The sequence below is a fragment of the Falsiroseomonas sp. CW058 genome (genome assembly GCF_050563535.1).
GTDB lineage: Bacteria > Pseudomonadota > Alphaproteobacteria > Acetobacterales > Acetobacteraceae > Falsiroseomonas.
Window position 1 is genome coordinate 127,273 of record NZ_JBNXUO010000003.1, and the last position, 21,108, is coordinate 148,380.

The window sequence follows — 21,108 nt, forward strand, 5'->3', positions numbered from 1 at the left end:
GCACACTCCCCCCATGGACCCGAACCGCATGACCGCCACCGAGGCCGCCGCGGCGATCGCCGCCGGGCGGCTGTCCGCCGCCGAACTGATGGAGGCCTGCCTGGCCCGCGCCGCGGAACGCGACGCCACGCTGCGCGCCTTCGTCCACCTCGACCCCGCCCTGGCGCGGCGCAACGCGGGGCGCGCCAGGCCGGGGCCGCTGCATGGCATTCCCTTCGGCGTGAAGGACGTGCTCGACACCGCCGACATGCCGACGCAGCACGGCTCCCCCATCTACGCGGGGCATCGCCCGCGCGGCGATTCGGCCGCCGTCGCGGCGGCGAAGGGCGCGGGCGGCGTGATCATGGGCAAGACGGTCACGACCGAATTCGCGACCCGCCATCCCGGCCTGACCACCAACCCGCACCATCCGGGCCACACGCCGGGCGGATCCTCCTCCGGTTCGGCCGCGGCGGTGGCGGCTGGCCTGCTGCCGCTCGCCTTCGGCACCCAGACCGCGGGCAGCATCGTGCGCCCGGCCTCCTATTGCGGCGTGGTCGGCTTCAAGCCGAGCTACGGGACCTTCCATCGCGGCGGCATGAAGGTCTGTTCGGAAAGCCTCGACACCATCGGCATCATGGCCCGCAGCGTCGCGGACTGCGCCTTCGCGATGGGCGCGATGACCGGCCGTGCCCATGGCGACCCGGAGGCGAAGCGGGACCGTCCGCCGCGGCTCGGCCTCACGCTCGGCCACGCGCCGGGGGACGCGACGCCGGAGATGGCGGCGCTGCTGCACGGGGTGGCCGATGCCGCGCGGCGGGCGGGGGCCGAGGTGGTGGACTTCGTCCTGCCGCAGCCCCTGCTGGACGCCGCCGCGCTGCACCCCTGGCTGATGGGGATGGAGACGCTGCAGGGCCTCGCCTGGGAATACGCCGAGGCGCGGCCGCAGCTCTCCGCCGCGCTGCTCGACCGGCTCGACTGGGCCGCGGGTTTCCCGGTGGCGAAGCTGCGCGAGGCGCGGCTCGCGCAGCATGCGGCGATCGAGGCCATCGCGCCGGCCATGGCCGGGCTCGACGCCCTCCTGACGCCCTCCGCCCCGGGCGAGGCCCCGGAGGGGCTGCACCACACGGGGGACGCCACCTTCAACCTGCTCTGGACCACGATCCGGGGGCCGAACGTCACCATCCCGGCGGGGCGGGGGCCGAAGGGGCTGCCGATGGGGGTGCAGCTCGTCGCCCTCGTCGGCCGCGATGCCGAGGTCCTTTCGGCCGCGCGCTGGGTGCAGGCGGCGCTGGGGTAGGGCGCGCGGGCTACTTCCGCGCGTCCTGGCCCTTGAGGCTCTCGGTCGTGTCGAAGTCCCGCAGCACCGCGTCGTCGGCCATCTCGACCTCGACCAGGCGCTCGGCGTGCTTGCCCGCCAGGTGGCGCGCGCCGACATCGCCGGTGATCTTCAGCATCTCCGGCAGGAATTCGCGCGACCACAGCATCGGGTTGCCCTGCTTGCCCCGGAAGGTGGGCTGCACGATGGCGCGGCCCTCCTCCGGGTCGAAGGCGGCCAGCAGGCGGTCGATCGTCGCCGCGGAGACCAGCGGCATGTCGCCGAGGCAGATCAGCACGCCTTCCGCATCGGGCGGGACCGCGGCGAGCCCCGCCTTCAGCGAGGCCGACAGGCCCTCCGCATAGCCATCCGCATGGGCAAGCAGCACCGGCCGCCCCGCCAGCGCCTCCTCGATCCGCTCCCGCTCATGCCCCGTGACGACGATCACGGGAGAGGCGTGGGACGCCAGCACGTTGTCCACCACGCGCAGGATCATCGGCAGGCCGCGCTGGTCCGGCACCAGCAGCTTGTTCAGCGGCGCCATGCGGCGGGACCGCCCGGCCGCCAGAACCAGCGCGCAGACCCGCCGCGCGCGCCGCGGCGCGGCGGAAGGCGGCGGCGTGCGCGGCGCATCTGCGCGGGGCAGGGGGCGCACCTCGATCTCCTTCAGAAGCCCGCCGACGCCCATCCCCATCACGTCCCGCGCGTTCACGCGCTGGCCGGCGAAGATGCGCTGCAGCACCCAGTCGAAGCCGTTGAGCTTCGGGCTGCGCGCGCAGCCGGGCAGGACCAGCGCCGGAACCTCCCCGACGCGGCCGAGGCAGATGAGGTTGCCGGGATCGACCGGCATGCCGAAATGCTCGATCGTGCCGCCCGCGCGCACGATGGCGGCCGGGCCGACGTCGCGCCGGTCCACCACGGCGGAAGCGCCGGCCACCAGCAGCAGGTCGGCGCCCGCGCGCTTCAGCCGGGCCAGCGCCTCGGCCGCCGGCCCCTCCTCGTGGCGCACGCGCTCCACCGGCAGCATGGTGCCGAGCAGCCCCTTGATCCGCGCCTCGGTCGCCTCGACCGCGCCCTCCATGACGCTTTCCTTCACGCCGGGCAGCTCGGTCAGCACCAGCCCGACCTTCAGCGGCCTGAAGGGATGCAGCGCCAGCGCGCCGCGGCCGCGGGCCATCGCCTCGATCACCGCGAGGATGCGGCCGGGGACGGCGAAGGGGATCACCTTGATCGTCGCCAGCATCTCCTTCGGCGCGACGACGCTGCGGTTCGGCAGGGTCGCGACGGTGATGCTCTCGTCCACCTCGTTGATGCGGTCGACGAGGGAGGCGTCGACGGTGAACAGCCCCGCGCTCTCGGCGAACAGGTTCACGCGCCCGGTCGCGGCGCGGGACCGCGCGACGAGCGGCGCCATCAGCGCATCCGCCACGCGGTCGGCGGCCTCGTCCTCGGGCACGTCGCCCGCCTCCATGCGCGCGGCCACCACCTCCCGACGGCCGGCATCGCGCAGGGCCGCGAGCGCGGCCTCGTCGAGCACCGTGCCCTTCTTGATGACCCGCCCGGGCAGGCGGACGGTGTGCGCGAGGACGGCGCCGCGCGCCTCCTCGAGCGGGGTGGGGCCGAAGATCATGCGCCTTGCCTCCGTGCCTGCACCACCTGCGCCAGGATCGACACCGCGATCTCGCCCGCCGTCACCGCGCCGATGTCGAGCCCGACGGGCGCCCGGATGCGGCCGATCTCGGCTTCCGTCAGCCCGGCCGCGGCAAGCCGCGCCACGCGCTTCGCATGGGTGCGGCGGCTGCCGAGCGAGCCGACATAGAAGGCCTGGCTGCGCAGCGCGACCTCGAGCGCGGGATCGTCGAGCTTCGGGTCATGCGTCAGCGTGACCACCGCGGTGCGCGCATCGGGCGCGAGCGCCGCCAGCGCCTCATCCGGCCAGTCGGTCGAGATGGCGACGCGCCCGCCCAGCCTCTCCTCGGTCGCGAAGGCGCGGCGCGGGTCGACCACGGTCACCGCGAAGCCCAGCGTCGCGGCCATCGGCACCAGCGCCTGTGCGATGTGGACCGCGCCCACCACGATCATGCGGAGCGGCGGGTTGTGGGGATGGATGAACCAGGTCGCGCCGTCCCCTTCCACGCTGCGCGCGGCATCCGCCGCCAGCGCGGCCGCCGCCTCCGCCGCCAGCGCGGGGGGCAGCGTGTCGTCCGGGAACAGGTGCTGCGCGCCGTCGGGCAGGCGGGTCAGCAGCGCCACGGGCCGCTTCGCGTCGCGCGCGGCGACCAGGCGCCGCAGGGTCTCCGGCGTCACCCGAGCTTCTCCACGAAGACCTTGAGCTTGCCGCCGCAGGCCAGCCCGACTTCCCAGGCGCGCTCGTCGCTGATGCCGAAGTCCAGGAGTTGCGGCGTGCCCGTCCCCATCACCTGCTTCGCGGCATCCGCGACCGCGCCCTCGATGCAGCCGCCCGATACGCTGCCGGCGAGCCGCCCGCCCGCCGTGACCGCGAGGCGCGACCCCGCGGGCCGCGGCGAGGACCCCCAGGTCTCCACGACCGTCGCGAGGGCCACCTCCTCGCCCGCCGCGCGCCAGCCGGCGGCGACGGCGAGGATATCCTCCGCTTCCGGGGTGTTCATGCCGCCCTCCTCACCTGGGTTCCGCGCGGGTCGGACAGCACGGCCACCAGCTCCTTCAGGCTGGCCAGGTTGTGCACCGGCCGGAACTCGTCGACATGCGGCAGCATCGCGCGGATGCCCTGGGATTTTGGCTGGAAGCCCGCGTAACGCAACAGCGGGTTCAGCCAGATCAGCCGCCGGCAGGACCTGCGCAGGCGGTCGGTGGCTTCCGCCAGGCCGCGCGCCCCTTCGCGGTCCAGCCCGTCGGTGATCAGCAGCACCACCGCGCCCTGGCCCAGCACGCGCCGCGCCCAGAGCCGGTTGAACTTCTCCAGGCTTTCCCCGATGCGCGTGCCTCCCGACCAGTCCGGCACGGCACGGCCCACCATCTCGAACGCGACCTCCGCATCGCGGTGCTTCAGCTGGCGCGTCACGTTGGTCAGCCGCGTGCCGAACAGGAAGGCGTGCACCCGGTCCCGGTCATTGGTCAGCGCATGGAGGAAATGCACCAGCACCTGCGCGTAGCGCGCCATGCTGCCCGAGATGTCGCAGAGCGCGACGAGCGGCGGCGGCCGCACCACACGGCGCCGCCGCGCGAGGTCCAGCACCTCGCCTCCCGTCCGCAGGCTGTCCCTGAGCGTGGCGCGCAGGTCGGTGCCGGGGCCGGCGGGGTCGGCGCGGAAGCGGCGCGTGGGGCGCGCATCCAGCGGCAGGACGAGCTTCCGTATCTCCTGCTTCGCCTGCGCGATCTCGGCCGCCGACATCGCCTCGAAGTCCATCGCCTGCAGCCGCTCGCGCTCGCTGACCGTGAAGGTCATGTCGATGCGGTCGTCTGGCTTCTCCTCGGGCGGCTTCGGGGGCGGGCGGTCGCCCTGCATCGCCTCGGCCATGCGGCGGGCGGCCGGTGGCGGCTTCACCTGGTCCTTGAAGCCGTCCATCAGCGCCATCGCGGCGGCGTGGCGCCCGGCTTCCGGGTCGCGCCAGAACAGGGCGAAGGCCTGGTCGAACAGCAGGAAATGCTCGTGCCGGTGGACCATCGTGGCGCGCAGCGCGGCATGCGCCTCCGCCCGGCTGCCGAGGTCGACTGATTGCAGCGCGGCGAGGCCGGCCAGGATCTCGGACGGCCCGACGGGGACGCCCGCGCGCCGCAGCAGCCGCCCGAAGGCGAGGAGGTTGGCCGCGAAGGCGCCGGAGGAGGCGGAGGAGGCGGGGAGGAGGGCGGCTTTCGGCGGGATCATGGCCGGTGCCGCGCGCGGGCGGAAGCCGCGCCCCGTCCCCCGCCGTGGCGGCCCCGCACCATCGTCACGCGGCCGCCTGCTTCGCGTCCGCCACCAGCCGCGCGGCTTCCGCCCCGCGGATCCGGGCGATGTCGTCCTGGTATTTCAGCAGCGCGCCCAGCGTCTCGTCCACCAGCGCGGGTTCCAGTTCGCGGGCGTCGAGCGCGGCGAGGGCGGCGGCCCAGTCGATCGTCTCGGCGACACCGGGGGGCTTGAAGGTGTCGGCGCCGCGCACGGCCTGGACGAAGGCGACCACCTGCGCCGACAGCCTCTCGGCCACCTGCGGCGCGCGGATCTTCAGGATGGCGCGTTCGCGCGCGGCGTCGGGGTAGTCCACCCAGTGGTACAGGCAGCGCCGACGGATCGCGTCATGCACTTCCCGCGTGCGGTTGGAGGTGATGACCACCACCGGCGGCACCACTGCCTTCACCGTGCCGAGTTCGGGGATGGAGAGCTGGAAGTCGGCCAGGATCTCCAGCAGGAAGGCCTCGAAGGGTTCGTCGGCGCGGTCCAGCTCATCGATCAGCAGGACGGCCGGCTCGCCCTCCAGCGCGTCGAGCAGGGGGCGGGACTGCAGGAAGCGGCGGTCGTAGATGCCGCGTTCCAGCGCCGCGCGGTCGCCCGCCGCGCCGGATGCCTCCGCCAGCCGGATCGCCATCAGCTGGCGGGCGTGGTTCCATTCATAGGCGGCGGAGGCGAGGTCCATCCCGTCATAGCATTGCAGCCGCACCAGCCGGCGCGGCAGGCGGGCGGCAAGGACCTTCGCGATCTCGGTCTTGCCGGTGCCGGGCTCCCCTTCCAGGAACAGCGGGCGGCCCATGCGCAGCGCCAGGTGGACCGTGGTGGAAAGCTGGCGGTCGGCGACATAGCCGCCTTCCGCCAGCAGGCGCTGCGTCGCGGGGACGTCTGCCGGCAGGCCCACGCGCTCAGCCCACCACGAACAGCAGCAGCAGGATCACCACCATGGCGCCGGCGCCGAGCCAGAACTGGATCGGCAGGCCCATGAAGTCCTGGGTCAGCAGCCGCAGCGGCCCGCCCATCGGGATGGCGCGCGGGTTCGGCCGGTGGACCGGGCCGCCGGGGGACATCCCCTCCGCATTGTGCTGCGTGACCGGGCCGGGGGCGTGGCGGTCGGCCATGTATTCGGTGTCGGTGCCGGATTGCGGGGCGGGGTTCGGGCCGGGGGTGGGTTCGCTGACGCTGACGGTGCGGGCCATGGGGGAGGGGGCTCCTTCGGTTGCGGAAGCCCCCTCAACGCCGGCGGGCGGCGCAAGCTGCGCGGCGAAGCGGTCGAAGAACTGGTCGGACATGGACTTGGCCGTGCTGTCGATCAGCCGGGCGCCGAGCTGCGCCATCTTGCCGCCGACCTGCGCCTTGACGTGGTAGCGCAGCAGCGTCTCGGCCGGCCCGACTTCCTCCAGCGCCACATCGGCGCCGCCCTTGGCGAAGCCCATGGCGCCGCCCTGGCCTTCCCCGGTGATGGTGTAGGACACCGGCGGGTTGATGTTGGTCAGCGTGACCTTGCCGCCGAAGCGCGCCGACATGGGGCCGAGCTTGAGCGCGACCCTGGCCTGGAACTGGTCCTCCGCCGTGCGCTCCACGCTCTCGCAGCCGGGGATGGCGGCCTGCAGCACGGCGGGGTCGTTCAGCGCCGCCCAGACAGCCTCGCGCGGGGCGTTGATGCGGCGCTCGCCGGTCATTTCCATCTTGCCACGACTCCCGTTCCTTCGGCGCGGACCCTAAGCCCTGGGGCGCCGGCCGGAAAGGGCGGGGGGCGCCATCGTGACGGCGCCGGGCGGAGAGGGTAAGGGCAGGGGACGGGACGATCGAAGCCGGAGGGACGATGCGGGTCGGGGGCGTGCTGGCCGCGGCGGGATGCGCGGCGCTGCTGCTGGCGCCGGGTGCGGCGTGGGCGGCGGGTGGCGTCCCGGGGGCGCAGCTGTCGCTCGCCTGGTCCGTGCCCTTCGTCGGCATCCTGCTGTCCATCGCGCTGATGCCGCTGTTCGCCGGGCATCTGTGGCACCACCACTACGGCAAGATCGCGGCCGGCTGGGCCGCGCTGTTCCTCGTGCCCTTCGCGCTGGCCTACGGGCCGGGCGCGGCCTGGTGGCAGTTCGCGCATGTGATGGTGCTGGAATACGTGCCCTTCATCGCGCTGCTCGCCGCGCTCTACACCGCGGGCGGGGGGGTGCTGCTGCGCGGGCGGCTGATCGGCACGCCGGCGGTGAACACCGCGCTGCTCGCCCTCGGCACCGTGCTGGCCAGCCTGATGGGCACGACCGGCGCCGCGATGGTGCTGATCCGCCCGGTGCTGCGCGCCAATTCCTTCCGCCGGACCAAGACCCACACCTTCGTCTTCTTCATCTTCCTCGTCGCCAATATCGGCGGCAGCCTGACGCCGGTTGGCGACCCGCCGCTGTATCTCGGCTTCCTGCGCGGCGTGTCCTTCTTCTGGCCGACCACCCACCTGTTCGGCGAGTTCCTGACCTGCGTGGTCATCCTTCTCGCGCTCTACTGGGTGCTCGACACCATCGCCTGGGCGCGGGAGAAGCCGGTGGTGCCGGCCTCCGAACGGCCGGAGCCGCTCTCGATCGAGGGATGGGTCAATGTCTGGCTGGTCGGCGCCATCGTCGCCGTCGTGATCGCCATGGGGTACGTGAAGCTCGGCACCCTCTCGATCCTCGGGCAGGAGATGGCGACGGAACGCGCCCTCGGCATCCTGCTGTTCGGCGCGATCACCCTCGCCTCGGTCAAGGCAACGCCGGCCGCCCTGCGGGAGGCGAACGGCTTCGCCTGGGGCGCGATCCTGGAGGTGGCGAAGCTCTTCGCCGCGATCTTCATCTGCATGGCGCCGGTGCTGGCCATCCTCGGCGCCGGGCGGGACGGCGCGGCGGCGGGGCTGGTGGCGCTGACCTCGGACGCGAACGGCGCGCCGGTGCCGTGGGTGTATTTCTGGCTGTCGGGGGTGCTGTCGTCCTTCCTCGACAACGCGCCGACCTACATCGTCTTCTTCGAGCTTGCCGGCGGCGATGCGGCGAAGCTGATGACCGACGGCGCGCTGGTGCTCGCCGCCATCTCCTGCGGGGCGGTCTTCATGGGCGCCAACAGCTACATCGGCAACGCGCCGAACTTCATGGTCAAGGCCATCGTGGAGGAGAACGGGGAGCGCATGCCCTCCTTCTTCGGCTACATGGCCTGGGCGGGCATCGTGCTGATCCCGCTTTTCGTCCTGGTCACCTTCCTGTTCTTCCGTTGAGCGAAGCGAGGCTGCCATGCCCTATGTGATTGGTTCCGACCTGCCCGACGCCCCCGCGGGCGTGCGCTTCCGCGCCATGCTGGACCGCCCCGCCATCCTGCAGATGCCGGGCGCCCATACCGGCATCGCCGCCCTGCTCGCGAAGAAGCAGGGGTTCGAGGCGCTCTACATGTCCGGCGCGGCGATGAGCGCGACGATGGGCCTGCCCGACCTCGGCATGATCACGGTGGACGAGGTCGCCTTCTACGTCCGCCAGGTGGCGCGCGCGGCGGGGCTGCCGATGCTGGTGGACGGCGACACCGGCTATGGCGAGGCGCTGAACGTCATGCACATGGTCCGCGTCTTCGAGGAGGCGGGCGCCGGCGCCGTCCACCTGGAGGACCAGCTGCTGCCGAAGAAGTGCGGCCACCTGAACGACAAGAAGCTGGCCGACGGGCGCGACATGGCGGCGAAGGTGGCGGCCGCGCGGAAGGCGCGGAAGAACCTCTACGTCATCGCCCGCACCGACGCCGTGGCGTCCGAGGGCATGGACGCCGCCGTGGACCGCGCGAAGCTGTACCTGGAAGCCGGTGCCGACGCGATCTTCCCCGAGGCGCTGCACTCGCGCGAGATGTTCGCGGAATTCGCGCGCCGCATGCCGGGCGTGAAGCTGCTGGCCAACATGACCGAATTCGGCCGCACGCCCTTCCTGACCGCGACCGAGTTCCAGGAACTGGGCTACGCCATGGTCATCTGGCCCGTCAGCCACCTGCGCGTCGCCAACCGCGCGATGGAGGAGCTCTACATCTCGATCCGGGAGAGCGGCGGCACGCAGCAGATGCTGGACCGCATGCAGACCCGCGCGCAGCTCTACGAGACGATCGGCTACCACGCCTACGAATCGCTGGATGCCAGCCTGGTCAGGACGGTCGTGCCCGAAGGCATGCCGCAGGGCTGAGGCGCCGCGCCCTTCCCCGTCGCCGCGGGGAGGGGCGAGCCCCTCCGCGCCTATCCGCCCCGCGCGCGCCGCAGCGCCGCCTGCGCCATCGCGTCGAGCGCGTTCAGGAAGCGCGACTTGTCGGCACCCGCCATCGGCGGCGGGCCACCGCCCATCCCCATCTCCCGCAGGTGGCGCGCCACCTCGCGCCCGGCGAGCGCGCTGCCGATGTTGTTCTCGGTCCAGGGATGGCCCTTGAAGTTCAGCGCGAAGGCGCCCTTCGCCAGGCAGCGCGCGGCCAGCGGGATGTCGGCCGTCAGGCAGACATCCACCGGCCGCGCCTCGTCCGCGATCCAGTCATCGGCCTTGTCGGCGCCTTCCGTCACCACCACCACCCGCGCCCAGGGCACGCCCGGCGGGCGGATGGGGCGGGACCCGTTGGTGACGAAGACCACCCCGAAGCCGAGGCGGCCGGCGACGCGCAGCACCTCCTCCCGCACGGGGCAGGCATCGGCGTCCACCAGCATACGGGGGGTCGGGTCATCCATCGCGCCAGCCTATCACCGCGCGGGCAGTTCCACCGCGTAGCTGTCGAGCGGGGGCACGGCGCGGATCAGGCGGCGGTCGGCCAGGAAGCGCGCCATGCGCTCGTAGCGGTTGCGGTCCAGCGCGCCGGGCGACAGCGAGAAGCGCCCCATCGTGCTGCCCCAGGCGCGGCGGTTCAGCTCGTTGTCGAGCTCCCGCCGCGGGCCGGCGATGAACATGCGCCACGATTCCTCGGGGTTGTTGGCCAGGAAATGGGTCGCGGCCTCGGTCGCGTCGATGAAGCGGCGCAGGACCGGGTCGCGGGCGCGGTCGCGATGGGCGATGTAGATCAGCTCGTCATAGGCGGGCAGGCCGTGCTGTTCGGGGTAGAAGGCGCGCCCCGGGCGCCCTTCGATGTCGAGCTGGTGCAGCTCGAAGTTGCGGTAGCCGCCGACGATGGCGTCGACCTGCCCGGACATGAGCGCCGAGGACAGGGCGAAGTTCACGTTGACCAGCCGGATGTCGGACAGGCCGAGGCCGACGCTTTCCAGCATCGCCCCCATGATCGCCTCCTCGAACCCCGCGACGGAAAAGCCGACGCGCCGGCCCCGCAGGTCCGACAGGCTGCGGATCGGCCCGTCCCGCAGCACGGTCAGGGTCGCCAGCGGGGTGGCCACCAGCGTGCCGATGCGCGCCAGCGGCAGCCCCTGGTCCACCGCCAGATGCAGGTTCTTCTGGTAGAACACCCCCACATCGCCGCGCCGCGCCGCCACCAGCCGCGGCGGGTCGTTCGGGTCCGCCGGCGCCACGATCCGCACATCGAGCCCGGCGCGCGCGAAGTCGCCGCGTTCCTGCGCCACGATGATCGGCGCGTGGTCGGGGTTCAGGAACCAGTCGAGCAGCAGCGTCACCTGGTCCCGCGCCGCCTGGGCGCGGGCGATGGCGGGCACGGCGAGGAGGGCGGCGGCAAGCGCCGCGCGGCGGGTCGTCATCGGTCGGTCTCCGGCGAGAGAAGGGAATCGGGCTGCCACGGGATGGCGCGTCGCAGCATCCGGTCCACGGCGAACCACAGCGCCAGCGCCATCAGCGCCAGCACGAACAGGGCGGCGAACATCACGTCGGTCTGGCTGCGGCCGTTGGCGTGCAGCATGAGGTAGCCGAGCCCGGCCGAGGCCCCGACCCATTCCCCCACCACGGCGCCGATCGGCGCGACCGCCGCCGCGACCCGCAGGCCGGAGGCCAGGGCCGGCAGCGCCGCCGGCACCCGCAGCCGCCACAGCAGCGCCGCGCGGGACGCGCCCATGGTCCGCGCCAGGTCGATCCAGCCGGGCTCCGTGCGGCGCAGCCCGTCATAGAAGGCGGTCGCGACGGGGAAGAAGATGATGAGCGTCGCCATCGCCACCTTGCTCGCGATGCCGAAGCCGAGCCAGAGCGTCAGCAGCGGCGCGATGGCGAAGACCGGCACCGCCTGGCTGATCAGCAGCAGCGGCAGCAGCCAGCGCCGCCCGCCCCGCCAGGCCGCAAGCGTCAGCGCCATCGCCCCCCCCAGCAGCGCGCCGAGCGCGAGGCCGAGCAGGATCTCCGCCCCCGTCACCAGCGCATGGCCGGCGATGACGTCCCACCGCGCCGCCAGCGCCGCGGCCACGCGCGCGGGGGAGGGCAGGAGGAAGGGCGGCACGCCGGTCACCCAGACGAAGCCCTGCCACAGCGCGACCAGCCCGGCCGCGGCGAGGAGGCCGCGCATCATGCCCCGGCCCCGCCGGCGGGGATCACGTCCGGCACCGCGCCGGCCAGGCGTTCCAGCAGCAGCCCCTGCGCGGCCAGCAGCGCCGCATCCCGCGCCGGCCGCGGCGGCGGGCCGGCAGGCACCGGCTGCGCCACCGGCACCGCCGGCGTGCCGGACAGCACCAGGATGCGGTCGGCAAGCCGCAGCGCCTCCAGCGGGTCGTGGGTGACGAGCAGCACGGTTCGCCCTGCCAGCAGCCGGGCCGCCAGGTCCTGCAGGCGGTGCCGGGTCGGTGCATCCACCGCGCTGAAGGGCTCGTCCATCAGCACGACGGGGCGGTCCTCCATCAGGGTGCGGGCCAGGGCGACGCGCTGGCGCATCCCGCCCGACAGGGCGGCAGGGGGCTTCGCATGGTCCGCCGCCGCAAGGCCGACCCGCCCCAGCAGGTCCCGGGCACGGCCGAGGTCCGGCGCCACGCCACGCAGATGCGCGCCCAGCGTGACGTTGCCGATCGCGTCGCGCCACGGCACCAGCAGGTCCTGCTGCGCCATCCAGGCGGTGCGGCCCGGCAGGGGAAGCCCGTCCGAGGCGGTGACCGCGGCACCTTGCGGCAGCGCCATCAGCCCCGCGGCCAGCCGGACCAGCGTGGACTTGCCCGACCCGGAAGGACCGAGCAGCGCCGTGATGCACCCCCCCTCCACCGCGAGGTCGAGCGGCCCGAGGACGGGGCGCCCGCCAAGCGCGAGGCCGAGCGGCAGCAGGATGCGGATTCCGGGCGAGGCCAAGGCGGACACCGTTCCCTTCGCCGGCATGACCCGGATCAGGTTCGTGGGGTCGCAGGGTTCCCCCCGCCTCTCAGCCCCCGATGGGCTCCCCCCGATGTGTGCCGCGTCTATGCGGCGGGCGCGGCGCACTTGCAAGTGGCCCGCCGGGTGGCATCTCGGGGGGCGTGACGCGCCCCTTCCTCATCGGCTCCGAGATCTACCGCGGCTCGACCTACGGCCCGAAGCATCCGCTGGCCATCCCACGCGTCTCCACCACGCTCGACCTGATCCGGGCGATGGGCTGGGTGGCGCCGGGGCAGTACATCGACAGCCCCCGCGCCACGCCTGCGGACCTCACGCGCTTCCACACGCCGGACTACGTCGCCGCCCTGATGCGCGCCGAGGCGGAGGGCGCCGTCGCGGCCGAGACGCGGGCGCGCCACCACATCGGCGCGCATGGCAACCCGGTGTACCGGGAGGTCTTCCGCCGCCCCGCCACCGGTGCGGGCGGGACGCTGCTGGCGGCGCGGCTGACCGCCGGGGGCGGGGTGGTGCATGTGCCCGGCGGCGGCACCCACCATGGCATGCCGGACCGGGCGAGCGGCTTCTGCTACCTGAACGACGCCGTGCTGGGCCTGCTGCGCTGGCTGGACGACGGGCTGGACAACATCCTGTATCTCGACATCGACGCCCATCACGGCGACGGCGTGGAACTTGCCTTCCACGACGACCCGCGGGTCTTCACCGTGTCGATCCACGAGGCCGGGCGCTGGCCCCATACCGGCCGCGCCACCGACCGCGCCGGCGGCCATGCCCGCAACCTGCCCGTGCCCGAGGGCTTTCACGACGGCGAGATGGACTGGCTGCTGCGCCACGCCATCCTGCCGCTGGTCCGCCACCTGCGGCCGCAGGCGGTCATGCTGCAATGCGGGGCGGATGCGGTGGAGGAGGACCCGCTGTCGCGGCTCGCGCTCACCAACGCCTCGCACCGGGCGGTGGCGGCGGCGCTGCTGCCGCTCTCGCCCCGGCTGATCGTGACGGGGGGAGGGGGCTACAACCCCTGGTCGGTCGCGCGCTGCTGGGCGGGGGTCTGGGCGGTGCTGAACGGCCACCCGATCCCGCCCCGCATCCCCGCGGCGGCCGAGGCGGTGCTGCGCGGCCTCGCCTGGTCGCGCGCCGCCGGGCGCGACCCGCCGGCGCACTGGTTCACCACCATCGCGGACGCACCCCGCCCCGGCCCCGTGCGCGCAGAGATCCGGGAGCTTGCGGCGCTGACCCTGCGCGACCTTCCGGACCCGGTCGGTGCCATGGCATCCTTCGCCCCATGACCCATCGCCGCCGCCTCCTCTCCGTCCTCGGCGCCCTCGCCGCCGCGCCCGCCCTCGCCCAGCCCGGGGTGGACAGGCCGCAGCCGCGGCTGCCGACGGAACGGCTGGCGGTGGTCGGCCGGGACGGGCGCCGCCACGAGTTCGAGGTGGAGATGGCGGTCAGCCCCGAGCACCAGATGATCGGCCTGATGTTCCGCCCCGACGTGCCGGCGAATGAGGGGATGCTGTTCGACTGGGGCGCCCCGCGGGAGAGCAGCATGTGGATGCGCAACACCATCGCGCCGCTCGACATGCTGTTCATCGCCGCCGACGGGCGCATCCACCGCATCGCGGAACGCACCGTCCCCCATTCCCTGACCCCGATCGAGAGCCGCGGGCCGGTGCGCGCCACGCTGGAACTGCGTGCGGGCATCGCGGAACGGCTCGACATCCGGGTGGGCGACCGCGTGCTGCACCGCATCTTCGGCACGGCGCCCTGAATCGGCGCCGCCGGCCGGCCCGCGCTTGCCGTGGCCGGGCGCCCCGCCTAGGTTCCGCCCCGTGTCGGGGTGTGGCGCAGCCTGGTAGCGCGCCTGTTTTGGGTACAGGAGGCCGTGGGTTCGAATCCCGCCGCCCCGATTCGTGTTGAGGAAAGTCAGGCCCCCATGCCGCGCGAGACGCAGACCGCACGCATCTACAGGACCCCGAAATCCGCCATGCAGTCGGGGCGGTCCCGCACCGATGACTGGGTTCTCCAGTTCGAACCGGGCGAGCCGAAGCGGATCGACCCGCTGACCGGCTGGTTCGGGTCGGGCGACATGCGCGCCCAGGTCCGGCTGCGCTTCCCCTCCGCCGAGGCGGCGGTGGCCTATGCCGAGGCGCAGGGCTGGCCCTATGAGGTCGAGGTCCCGCCCCCGGCGCGGGCCGAGGTGAAGCCCAAGTCCTATTCCGACAATTTCCGCTTCAACCGCTCCGAGAACTGGAGCCACTGACCCGCCTTCTCCTCCCCGGCGACGGGGTGGCGAGCCGTCCACCACCGGCCAGGCGCCCGTAGCTCAGCTGGATAGAGCGTCGGATTTCTACTCCGTAGGTCGGGGGTTCGAATCCCTCCGGGCGTGCCATTCCCCGCCGGGCGGTCAGCCGCCCCCCTCCAGGGCCAGCAGGGCGAAGCTGGCCAGCCAGTGCGACCCCATGTAGTGCGCGTCGAGATGCGGCAGCGCGGCCGCCAGGTGCGCCTCCGCCGCGGCCTCCATCCGGGGCCGGCGCGGGTCGCCCGCGTCCAGGCGCGCCGCCAGCCCCCGCCAGCACCAGGCCCGTGACAGGTTCAGCCCGTCCAGATGCGCGATGCGCCCGTCCGTGCGGTCCGCCACGACGGCGGGCGTGAACAGCGCCGCCGGCTTGCCCGCCGCGATGCGCGGCAGGAAGCGGCCGAGCCAGGGCAGGAAGGCCGCGCCCGGCAGCAGCCGCGCCATGCAGAGCGCCTCGGTCAGGGCAGGGGAGAGGAAGTCCTCGCCGCTCGGCTCCCAGCATTGCGCGTCGGCATCCGCCGCGTACCAGCGCAGCGCGGTCGCGCGCAGGAGCGCCATCAGCGCCGGGTCGCGCCGCCCTGCCCAGTCCGCCGCAAGGATCAGGGCGAAGGCGGTGTTGCCGTGCAGCCCGTGGCGCACCGGGTAGTCGGCGCGCGGCAGGTGGGCGGCGAAGCGGTCCGCGAAGTCCCGTGCGAGGGGCGCCAGCGCGGCATCCCAGGGCGGCCCGATCCCGGCATGGAGCTTCAGCAGCCATGCCCAGCCATAGGGCCGTTCGAACCCGCGCGAGGCGGGACGCGCAAGGTACGCGCGCTCGGCGGCGATGTTGGCCGCGGTGAAGGCCAGGTCGAAGCGCGCGGCGATGTCCGGCGCGCAGGGCAGGTTGGGCTCCAGCCGCAGCAGCCGCGCCAGCAGCCAATGCGCGTGGACGCAGGAATGCCAGTCGAAGCTGCCATGGAAGGCGGGGTGAAGCTCGGCCGGGCGCTTCAGGTCCTCCGGGCCCTCGAGGACGTGGTCCAGCTTCTGCGGCCATTCCCGCCCGACATGCGACAGCGCGATCCGCGCAAGCCGCTCGGCCATTGCGGCGCCGGGTGTCATAGCCGCCTCGGGCCGCGGCCGGGCGGGTAGGGCCAGGCAGGGTCGGTGAATTCCTGGATCTCCAGCCGGTAGCCCTCCGGGTCGGTGAAGAAGCAGGAATGGACGGTGCCGCCCGCGGTCCTGTCGGGCGGCCCGTCGAAGGCGACGCCGCGCGCCCTGAGGTGCTCGTATGCCGCCTCCACATCCTCGACGAGGAAGGTGAACATCATGCCCTTCGTCCCGCGCGGCCGCCCTGGCTTGTCGCAGACGCCGAGGAAGCCGGTGGGGCTGACCTGGAACACCCGGCAGACGCCCTGGTCCAGCACCTGAGGCAGTTGCAGCACGTCCCGGTAGAAGGCGGCGAGGCGGTCCAGATGGTCGGTGTAGAGCCAGACGATATTCTGCTCGGCGAAAATCCTTCCCTCCGTCGGCGTGCCGGCTGCCATCTTCCTCTCCGCTTCCTGGCGGCCGCGGAACGCAAGCGGCGCGGCCATGCGCGCGAAGCATGCACGATCCCCCGCACGGCTGGAACGGCGCCGCCGCGCGGGTGGAACGGCGCCGGAAAATCCCCTTATCTCGGGCTGGCGGGAGACGCACCCGCGCAGAGGAAGGGTTCAACGCATGACCATCCAGCTCGGCCAGGTCGCCCCCGATTTCGAGGCGGAGACCACCCAGGGCCGCATCCGCTTCCACGAATGGCTCGGCACGTCCTGGGGCGTCCTGTTCAGCCATCCGAAGGACTTCACCCCGGTCTGCACCACGGAACTCGGCGAGACGGCGCGGCTGAAGCCGGAATTCGACAGGCGGAACGTGAAGGTCATCGGCCTCAGCGTCGATCCTCTCGACGCGCATGGCCGCTGGGAGGCGGACATCGCGGAGACGCAGGGCCATGCGGTGAACTTTCCGATGATCGCCGACCCCGACCGCAAGGTCGCGGAGCTGTACGGCATGGTCCATCCGGAGGCCGACCCGTCGATCACGGTGCGCACCGTCTTCGTCATCGACCCGAACCGGAAGATCCGGCTGTTCCTGGTCTACCCGCCGAGCACCGGGCGCAACTTCGACGAGGTGCTGCGCGTGATCGACAGCCTCCAGCTCACCGACCGGGCGAAGGTCGCGACCCCGGTGAACTGGCGCCCGGGCGGCCGCGCGATCATCCCGCCCTCGATCCCGGACGAGCAGGCGAAGACCCTGTTCCCGCAGGGCTGGCAGGCGGACCGCCCGTACCTGCGCTGGGTGGAGGTGAAGTAGCGCCATGGACGCGCCCCTGACGACTTCCATCTCGGATGGCTTCTGGGGCGCGGTCGGCCGCACGCCGCTGATCCGCCTCAGGCGCGCTTCCGCCGCCACCGGCTGCGAGATCCTCGGCAAGGCGGAATTCATGAACCCCGGCGGCAGCGTGAAGGACCGCGCGGCGCTCGGCATCCTCCAGGATGCGGTCGCGCGGGGGCTGCTGGTGCCGGGCCGGCCGGGGACGGTCGTGGAGGGCACGGCGGGCAACACCGGCATCGGCATCGCGCTCGCCGCCAACGCGATGGGCTGGCGCAGCGTGATCGTCGTGCCGGAGACGCAGGCGAGGGAGAAGCTCGACTACCTGCGGATGATCGGCGCCGACCTGCGGCTGGTGCAGGCGAAGCCGTTCAGCGATCCGGGCAACTACGTCCATGTGTCGCGCCGGATCGCGGAGGAGACGGGCGCGGTCTGGGCCAACCAGTTCGACAACCTCGCCAATGCCGCGGCGCATGAGGCGACGACGGGCCCCGAGATCTGGGACCAGACAGGCGGGCGGATCGACGCCTTCACCTGCGCCTGCGGCACCGGCGGCACGCTGGCGGGCGTCGCGCGCGCGCTGAAGGCGCGGCGGCGGGATGTGCGGATCGTGCTGGCCGACCCGGGTGGCAGCGGCCTGCATGACTGGGTGAAGACCGGGACCGTGAAGGCCGAGGGCGGCTCCATCACCGAGGGCATCGGCCAGGCGGCCCGCGCGCCGGGGAACCTGGCGCAGGCGCGCGACCTGATCGACGACGCCGTCCGCGTGCTGGACCCCGAGGCGCTGGAACAGGTCTTCGACCTGCAACTGCACGAGGGCATCTCGGTCGGCGGCAGCGCCGGGCTGAACGTCGCGGCCGCCATCCGCGTGGCGCGCGACCTCGGGCCCGGCCACACGGTCGTCACCGTGCTGTGCGACGGCGCGGCGCGCTACCAGTCCAAGCTGTTCAACCCGGCCTTCCTGCGGGAACGCGGGCTGCCGGTGCCGTCCTGGCTGGAGTAGGCCCGATGGAACTGCTCGAACTCGCGCGCGCCATCCGCTCCCGCGATCCCGCGCGGCCGGGCTGGGCGGAGGCGATCTTCTGCTATGCCGGGCTGCATGCGGTGCTGTGGCACCGCCTGTCGCATGCGCTGTGGGGGCTCGGGCTGCACGCGCTCGGGCGGCTGTCGTCGCATGTCGCGCGGATGCTGACGGGGATCGAGATCCACCCCGGCGCGCGGATCGGGCGGCGGCTGTTCATCGACCACGGGATGGGCGTGGTGATCGGCGAGACTGCGGAGATCGGCGACGACGTGCTGATCTACCACGGCGTCACGCTCGGCGGCCTCAGCGGCCAGCCGGGCAAGCGCCACCCGACGATCGAGGACCATGTGACGATCGGCGCGGGGGCGCAGGTGCTCGGCCCCATCCGCATCGGGCGCGGCGCGCGGATCGGCGCGAATGCGGTGGTGGTGAACGCGGTGGCACCGGGCTGCACCGTGGTCGGCATCCCCGCCCGCCCGCCGAAGGGAAGCCAGCCCTGCGACGATGCGGGCATCGGCTACGGCCTGCGCGGCGTGGACGAGGACCCGGTGGGCGAGCAGATCGGCGCGCTGCGCGCCGAGATCGCCGGCCTGCGCGCCGAGGTCGAGGCCCTGCGCGCCGCCAGCCGCGAACGGGTCTGACCGCCGCCGCGCCCGGGGGGCGGGGCACCCCGCCCGCTTGACGCCCCCTGCCGCGCATCGGACCCTTCCGGGGCGGGGGGGCGGGCGGCCGCCATCGTGGCGTCCCGGCCCCCATCCTGGCACGGATACCGGATCGTGAGCGACGACAACCCCCTCCTCGTGCAGCGCGACGGCGCCGTGGTGCGCGCCATCCTGAACCGCCCGCAGCGCCGCAACGCGATGAGCGAGGCGATGGTCGCGCGGCTCGACGACCTGCTCGGCGAACTGCGCGGCGACGCGAGCGCGCGCATCCTCGTCATCTCCGGCGCGGGCGGGCATTTCTGCGCCGGGCTCGACCTGACCGAGGTGGGCGCGCCCGAGACGCCGGAGGAGAAGCTGGCGAAGCAGCAGGCCCGCAACCGCCGCACCGGCGCGCGCTTCCAGGCCATCGCGGACCTGCCGCAGGTGGTGATCGCGGCGGTGGAGGGCAGCGCCTTCGCCGGCGGGCTCGGCTTCGTCTGCGCCGCCGACATCGCCATCGCCGCGCCGAATGCCCGCTTCTGCGCGCCCGAGGTCCGGCGCGGCCTGGTGCCGGCGCAGATCCTGCCCTGGCTGGCGCGCCGCATGGGCCGCAGCCACGCGGCGCGCATGTCGCTCCAGGGCCAGGTGGCCGACGCGCAGGAGGCGCTGCGGATCGGCCTGGTGCATGCGCTGGCCGAGGACGGCACGAGCTTCGACGCGCTGCTCGCCGCGACGATCGCCGACATCCTGGAAGGCGCGCCCGGCGCGCTGGCCGAGACCAAGGGGCTGATCGCCGCGCTCGGCGCCACGGTGCCGCCCGACTACGCGGCGGCCGGGGCCGAGGCCTTCGCCCGCCGCGCCGCGAGCGCGGAGGCGGCGGAGGGCATCGCAAGCTTCAAGGCCCGCCGCCGGCCCGCTTGGTCCCCGGGCTGACCCGCCCCATCTGCACCCCGACCAGGAAGGACGCACGCCATGACCGCCTGCATCGTCGGCTGGGCCCACACGCCCTTCGGCAAGCTCGAGGACCCGGACATCGAGAGCCTGTTCGGCCGCGTCGCCCGTGCCGCGATCGAGGATGCGGGGATCGAGGCGGATGAGGTCGATGCCGCCTTCGTCGGCGTCTTCAACGGCGGCTTCAGCGACCAGGACTTCTTCGCCTCCCTCCTGCTGCAGACCGTGCCGGAGCTGCGCTTCAAGCCGACGACGCGCTACGAGAACGCCTGCGCCACCGGCTCGGCCGCCATCCATGGCGCGATCGACTTCCTCGCCGCCCGGCGCGGGCGCTTCGCGCTCGTGGTGGGCGCGGAGAAGATGACCGCGACCCCGAACCCGCGCATCGGCGAGATCCTGCTCAGCGCATCCTACCGCAAGACGGAAGGGGAGATCCCGGCGGGCTTCGCCGGCGTTTTCGGCCGCATCGCGGAGGCCTATTTCCAGCGCCATGGCGACCAGTCCGATGCGCTGGCGGCGATCGCGGCGAAGAACCACCGCAACGGCGTGGCGAACCCCTATGCCCAGATGCGCAAGGACCTGGGCTTCGACTTCTGCCGCGCGGAGAGCGAGCGGAACCCCTTCGTCGCGCGGCCGCTGAAGCGCACCGACTGCTCCCTGGTTTCGGACGGCGCCGCGGCGCTGATCCTGACCGACGAGGAGACGGCCCGCGGCATGGTGGCGCGGGGCGGCAGGGCGGTGCGCTTCCGGGCGGCGGCGCAGGCGACCGATTCCATGCCCATCGCCGGGCGCGACATCACCCGCTTCGAGGGCGCGCGCGCCGCCTGGAGCCGGGCGCTGGCCGAGGCGCGGCTTTCGCTCGCGGACCTGTCCTTCGTCGAGACGCATGACTGCTTCACCATCGCCGAGCTCATCGAATACGAGGCGATGGGCCTCACGCCCGAAGGGCAGGGGGCGAGGGCGGCGCTGGAGGGCTGGACCGCGAAGGACGGGCGGCTGCCGGTGAACCCCTCGGGCGGGCTGAAGTCGAAGGGCCACCCGATCGGCGCGACCGGGGTGTCGATGCATGCCATGACGGCCATGCAGCTGACCGGCACGGCGGGGGAGATGCAACTACCGCGGGCCGATGTGGCGGGCGTGTTCAACATGGGCGGCGCGGCGGTGGCCAACTACTGCTCCATCCTGGAGCGGGTCGGGTAGGGGCCGCGGCGTTTGGCATGAGGCTTGCTCAGTAGGATTCCGTCAAGCGACGGGATATCCCGTCCCTGGCAGCTTAGCCTTCCTCAACCTTGCCTCGGGGCCGGTCCGCAAGGACCGGCCCTCTTCTTTTTCGGCGGTCCTGGCTGTTCGCCCATGCCTCGACGCAGCGACGGCCGGTCGGAAAGGACAGGCACTCCGCGCGATTCCCATTTTGCGAAGCATGTTGCTTCGCGTTCCAAGCCCT

Annotated in this window: 23 protein-coding genes, 2 tRNA genes and 1 riboswitch; of the genes, 13 read left to right on the forward strand and 12 right to left on the reverse strand. The window is 73.3% G+C overall.

Translation table 11 applies throughout. The annotated features are described in order from the left end of the window. Positions 1 to 13: 13 nt before the first annotated feature. Positions 14 to 1,279: an amidase gene (locus ACK8OX_RS03990; protein ID WP_430662632.1), complete on the forward strand. Its 1,266-nt coding sequence runs from the start codon at positions 14 to 16 to the stop codon at positions 1,277 to 1,279. Positions 1,280 to 1,289: 10 nt separating this feature from the next. Here ACK8OX_RS03990 and ACK8OX_RS03995 read toward each other — a convergent pair whose 3' ends face one another. From ACK8OX_RS03995 to ACK8OX_RS04020, 6 genes are all read right to left on the reverse strand, one after another. Continuing rightward, entirely contained in the window at positions 1,290 to 2,927 is a 1,638-nt protein-coding gene (locus tag ACK8OX_RS03995) for an NTP transferase domain-containing protein (protein ID WP_430662633.1), read from the reverse strand. Then, on the reverse strand, positions 2,924 to 3,604 hold the full coding sequence (locus ACK8OX_RS04000; RefSeq protein ID WP_430662634.1) for an XdhC family protein: 681 nt from the start codon (positions 3,602 to 3,604) through the stop codon (positions 2,924 to 2,926). The genes ACK8OX_RS03995 and ACK8OX_RS04000 overlap by 4 nt, the downstream gene beginning before the upstream one ends. Next, on the reverse strand, positions 3,601 to 3,927 hold the full coding sequence (locus tag ACK8OX_RS04005) for an XdhC family protein (RefSeq protein WP_430662635.1): 327 nt from the start codon (positions 3,925 to 3,927) through the stop codon (positions 3,601 to 3,603). The genes ACK8OX_RS04000 and ACK8OX_RS04005 overlap by 4 nt, the downstream gene beginning before the upstream one ends. Then, positions 3,924 to 5,144, reverse strand: coding sequence for a vWA domain-containing protein (locus ACK8OX_RS04010; RefSeq protein ID WP_430662636.1), 1,221 nt, complete (start codon positions 5,142 to 5,144; stop codon positions 3,924 to 3,926). Before ACK8OX_RS04010 ends, ACK8OX_RS04005 begins: the two co-directional genes overlap by 4 nt. A 64-nt stretch (positions 5,145 to 5,208) precedes the next feature. Further along, positions 5,209 to 6,105: an AAA family ATPase gene (locus ACK8OX_RS04015; RefSeq protein WP_430662637.1), complete on the reverse strand. Its 897-nt coding sequence runs from the start codon at positions 6,103 to 6,105 to the stop codon at positions 5,209 to 5,211. Positions 6,106 to 6,109: 4 nt separating this feature from the next. Further along, positions 6,110 to 6,889, reverse strand: coding sequence for an SRPBCC family protein (locus ACK8OX_RS04020; RefSeq protein ID WP_430662638.1), 780 nt, complete (start codon positions 6,887 to 6,889; stop codon positions 6,110 to 6,112). A 137-nt stretch (positions 6,890 to 7,026) separates the two neighbouring features. Between ACK8OX_RS04020 and ACK8OX_RS04025 the strand changes: the two genes are divergently transcribed. Then, entirely contained in the window at positions 7,027 to 8,439 is a 1,413-nt protein-coding gene (locus ACK8OX_RS04025; protein WP_430662639.1) for a sodium:proton antiporter, read from the forward strand. A gap of 16 nt (positions 8,440 to 8,455) precedes the next feature. Then, positions 8,456 to 9,376, forward strand: coding sequence for a methylisocitrate lyase (gene prpB / locus ACK8OX_RS04030; protein ID WP_430662640.1), 921 nt, complete (start codon positions 8,456 to 8,458; stop codon positions 9,374 to 9,376). Between the two features lie 50 nt (positions 9,377 to 9,426). Here the strand turns inward: prpB and ACK8OX_RS04035 are convergent, their stop codons facing one another. The 4 genes from ACK8OX_RS04035 to ACK8OX_RS04050 all read right to left on the reverse strand — a co-directional run bounded on the left by ACK8OX_RS04035 (position 9,427) and on the right by ACK8OX_RS04050 (position 12,400). Beyond that, entirely contained in the window at positions 9,427 to 9,903 is a 477-nt protein-coding gene (locus tag ACK8OX_RS04035; protein WP_430662641.1) for a YaiI/YqxD family protein, read from the reverse strand. Between the two features lie 12 nt (positions 9,904 to 9,915). Continuing rightward, positions 9,916 to 10,872 (reverse strand): ABC transporter substrate-binding protein, encoded by a 957-nt coding sequence (locus ACK8OX_RS04040; RefSeq protein ID WP_430662642.1) that lies wholly within the window; start codon positions 10,870 to 10,872, stop codon positions 9,916 to 9,918. Further along, positions 10,869 to 11,624 (reverse strand): ABC transporter permease, encoded by a 756-nt coding sequence (locus ACK8OX_RS04045; RefSeq protein WP_430662805.1) that lies wholly within the window; start codon positions 11,622 to 11,624, stop codon positions 10,869 to 10,871. Before ACK8OX_RS04045 ends, ACK8OX_RS04040 begins: the two co-directional genes overlap by 4 nt. Then, positions 11,624 to 12,400, reverse strand: a complete 777-nt coding sequence (locus ACK8OX_RS04050; protein WP_430662643.1) for an ABC transporter ATP-binding protein — start codon at positions 12,398 to 12,400, stop codon at positions 11,624 to 11,626. The genes ACK8OX_RS04045 and ACK8OX_RS04050 overlap by 1 nt, the downstream gene beginning before the upstream one ends. After that, positions 12,386 to 12,493, reverse strand: a riboswitch (TPP riboswitch). (Overlaps the previous gene by 15 nt.) A gap of 62 nt (positions 12,494 to 12,555) precedes the next feature. Here ACK8OX_RS04050 and ACK8OX_RS04055 point away from each other — a divergent pair. From ACK8OX_RS04055 to ACK8OX_RS04075, 5 genes are all read left to right on the forward strand, one after another. Beyond that, on the forward strand, positions 12,556 to 13,698 hold the full coding sequence (locus ACK8OX_RS04055) for an acetoin utilization protein AcuC (RefSeq protein ID WP_430662644.1): 1,143 nt from the start codon (positions 12,556 to 12,558) through the stop codon (positions 13,696 to 13,698). Further along, positions 13,695 to 14,177, forward strand: a complete 483-nt coding sequence (locus ACK8OX_RS04060) for a DUF192 domain-containing protein (protein ID WP_430662645.1) — start codon at positions 13,695 to 13,697, stop codon at positions 14,175 to 14,177. The genes ACK8OX_RS04055 and ACK8OX_RS04060 overlap by 4 nt, the downstream gene beginning before the upstream one ends. Before the next feature lie 65 nt (positions 14,178 to 14,242). Continuing rightward, positions 14,243 to 14,316, forward strand: a tRNA-Pro gene (locus ACK8OX_RS04065). Between the two features lie 26 nt (positions 14,317 to 14,342). Next, positions 14,343 to 14,669, forward strand: a complete 327-nt coding sequence (locus tag ACK8OX_RS04070; RefSeq protein ID WP_430662646.1) for an ETC complex I subunit — start codon at positions 14,343 to 14,345, stop codon at positions 14,667 to 14,669. A gap of 52 nt (positions 14,670 to 14,721) precedes the next feature. Next, a tRNA-Arg gene (locus ACK8OX_RS04075) sits at positions 14,722 to 14,798 on the forward strand. A 15-nt stretch (positions 14,799 to 14,813) separates the two neighbouring features. On the opposite strand, the gene ACK8OX_RS04080 is transcribed toward ACK8OX_RS04075, so the two are convergent. Further along, positions 14,814 to 15,782: a DUF2891 domain-containing protein gene (locus tag ACK8OX_RS04080; RefSeq protein WP_430662647.1), complete on the reverse strand. Its 969-nt coding sequence runs from the start codon at positions 15,780 to 15,782 to the stop codon at positions 14,814 to 14,816. Positions 15,783 to 15,796: 14 nt separating this feature from the next. Continuing rightward, positions 15,797 to 16,273 (reverse strand): VOC family protein, encoded by a 477-nt coding sequence (locus ACK8OX_RS04085; RefSeq protein WP_430662648.1) that lies wholly within the window; start codon positions 16,271 to 16,273, stop codon positions 15,797 to 15,799. A 127-nt stretch (positions 16,274 to 16,400) separates the two neighbouring features. Here ACK8OX_RS04085 and ACK8OX_RS04090 point away from each other — a divergent pair, with 127 nt between their 5' ends. The 5 genes from ACK8OX_RS04090 to ACK8OX_RS04110 all read left to right on the forward strand — a co-directional run bounded on the left by ACK8OX_RS04090 (position 16,401) and on the right by ACK8OX_RS04110 (position 20,864). Further along, on the forward strand, positions 16,401 to 17,030 hold the full coding sequence (locus tag ACK8OX_RS04090; RefSeq protein WP_430662649.1) for a peroxiredoxin: 630 nt from the start codon (positions 16,401 to 16,403) through the stop codon (positions 17,028 to 17,030). Between the two features lie 4 nt (positions 17,031 to 17,034). Continuing rightward, the gene (locus tag ACK8OX_RS04095) at positions 17,035 to 18,051 is read left to right on the forward strand and encodes a cysteine synthase A (RefSeq protein ID WP_430662650.1); all 1,017 of its coding nucleotides are present in this window, start codon (positions 17,035 to 17,037) and stop codon (positions 18,049 to 18,051) included. Positions 18,052 to 18,056: 5 nt separating this feature from the next. Next, positions 18,057 to 18,713, forward strand: a complete 657-nt coding sequence (gene cysE, locus ACK8OX_RS04100) for a serine O-acetyltransferase (RefSeq protein ID WP_430662651.1) — start codon at positions 18,057 to 18,059, stop codon at positions 18,711 to 18,713. A gap of 135 nt (positions 18,714 to 18,848) precedes the next feature. Continuing rightward, positions 18,849 to 19,646, forward strand: a complete 798-nt coding sequence (locus ACK8OX_RS04105) for an enoyl-CoA hydratase/isomerase family protein (RefSeq protein ID WP_430662652.1) — start codon at positions 18,849 to 18,851, stop codon at positions 19,644 to 19,646. Positions 19,647 to 19,685: 39 nt separating this feature from the next. After that, positions 19,686 to 20,864, forward strand: a complete 1,179-nt coding sequence (locus tag ACK8OX_RS04110; protein WP_430662653.1) for an acetyl-CoA acetyltransferase — start codon at positions 19,686 to 19,688, stop codon at positions 20,862 to 20,864. Positions 20,865 to 21,108: the final 244 nt, after the last annotated feature.

Excerpts from the sequence above, each read along its gene's own strand:
- ACK8OX_RS04020 (WP_430662638.1), bottom strand. The coding sequence starts at position 6,889 with ATGGAAATGACCGGCGAGCGCCGCATCAACGCCCCGCGCGAGGCTGTC.
- ACK8OX_RS04090 (WP_430662649.1), top strand. The coding sequence starts at position 16,401 with ATGACCATCCAGCTCGGCCAGGTCGCCCCCGATTTCGAGGCGGAGACC.
- ACK8OX_RS04035 (WP_430662641.1), bottom strand. The coding sequence starts at position 9,903 with ATGGATGACCCGACCCCCCGTATGCTGGTGGACGCCGATGCCTGCCCC.
- ACK8OX_RS04025 (WP_430662639.1), top strand. The coding sequence starts at position 7,027 with ATGCGGGTCGGGGGCGTGCTGGCCGCGGCGGGATGCGCGGCGCTGCTG.
- ACK8OX_RS04070 (WP_430662646.1), top strand. The coding sequence starts at position 14,343 with ATGCCGCGCGAGACGCAGACCGCACGCATCTACAGGACCCCGAAATCC.
- ACK8OX_RS04045 (WP_430662805.1), bottom strand. The coding sequence starts at position 11,624 with ATGCGCGGCCTCCTCGCCGCGGCCGGGCTGGTCGCGCTGTGGCAGGGC.
- ACK8OX_RS03995 (WP_430662633.1), bottom strand. The coding sequence starts at position 2,927 with ATGATCTTCGGCCCCACCCCGCTCGAGGAGGCGCGCGGCGCCGTCCTC.
- ACK8OX_RS04080 (WP_430662647.1), bottom strand. The coding sequence starts at position 15,782 with ATGGCCGAGCGGCTTGCGCGGATCGCGCTGTCGCATGTCGGGCGGGAA.
- cysE (WP_430662651.1), top strand. The coding sequence starts at position 18,057 with ATGGAACTGCTCGAACTCGCGCGCGCCATCCGCTCCCGCGATCCCGCG.
- ACK8OX_RS04005 (WP_430662635.1), bottom strand. The coding sequence starts at position 3,927 with ATGAACACCCCGGAAGCGGAGGATATCCTCGCCGTCGCCGCCGGCTGG.
- ACK8OX_RS04110 (WP_430662653.1), top strand. The coding sequence starts at position 19,686 with ATGACCGCCTGCATCGTCGGCTGGGCCCACACGCCCTTCGGCAAGCTC.
- ACK8OX_RS04060 (WP_430662645.1), top strand. The coding sequence starts at position 13,695 with ATGACCCATCGCCGCCGCCTCCTCTCCGTCCTCGGCGCCCTCGCCGCC.
- ACK8OX_RS04040 (WP_430662642.1), bottom strand. The coding sequence starts at position 10,872 with ATGACGACCCGCCGCGCGGCGCTTGCCGCCGCCCTCCTCGCCGTGCCC.
- ACK8OX_RS04095 (WP_430662650.1), top strand. The coding sequence starts at position 17,035 with ATGGACGCGCCCCTGACGACTTCCATCTCGGATGGCTTCTGGGGCGCG.
- ACK8OX_RS04085 (WP_430662648.1), bottom strand. The coding sequence starts at position 16,273 with ATGGCCGCGCCGCTTGCGTTCCGCGGCCGCCAGGAAGCGGAGAGGAAG.
- prpB (WP_430662640.1), top strand. The coding sequence starts at position 8,456 with ATGCCCTATGTGATTGGTTCCGACCTGCCCGACGCCCCCGCGGGCGTG.
- ACK8OX_RS03990 (WP_430662632.1), top strand. The coding sequence starts at position 14 with ATGGACCCGAACCGCATGACCGCCACCGAGGCCGCCGCGGCGATCGCC.
- ACK8OX_RS04010 (WP_430662636.1), bottom strand. The coding sequence starts at position 5,144 with ATGATCCCGCCGAAAGCCGCCCTCCTCCCCGCCTCCTCCGCCTCCTCC.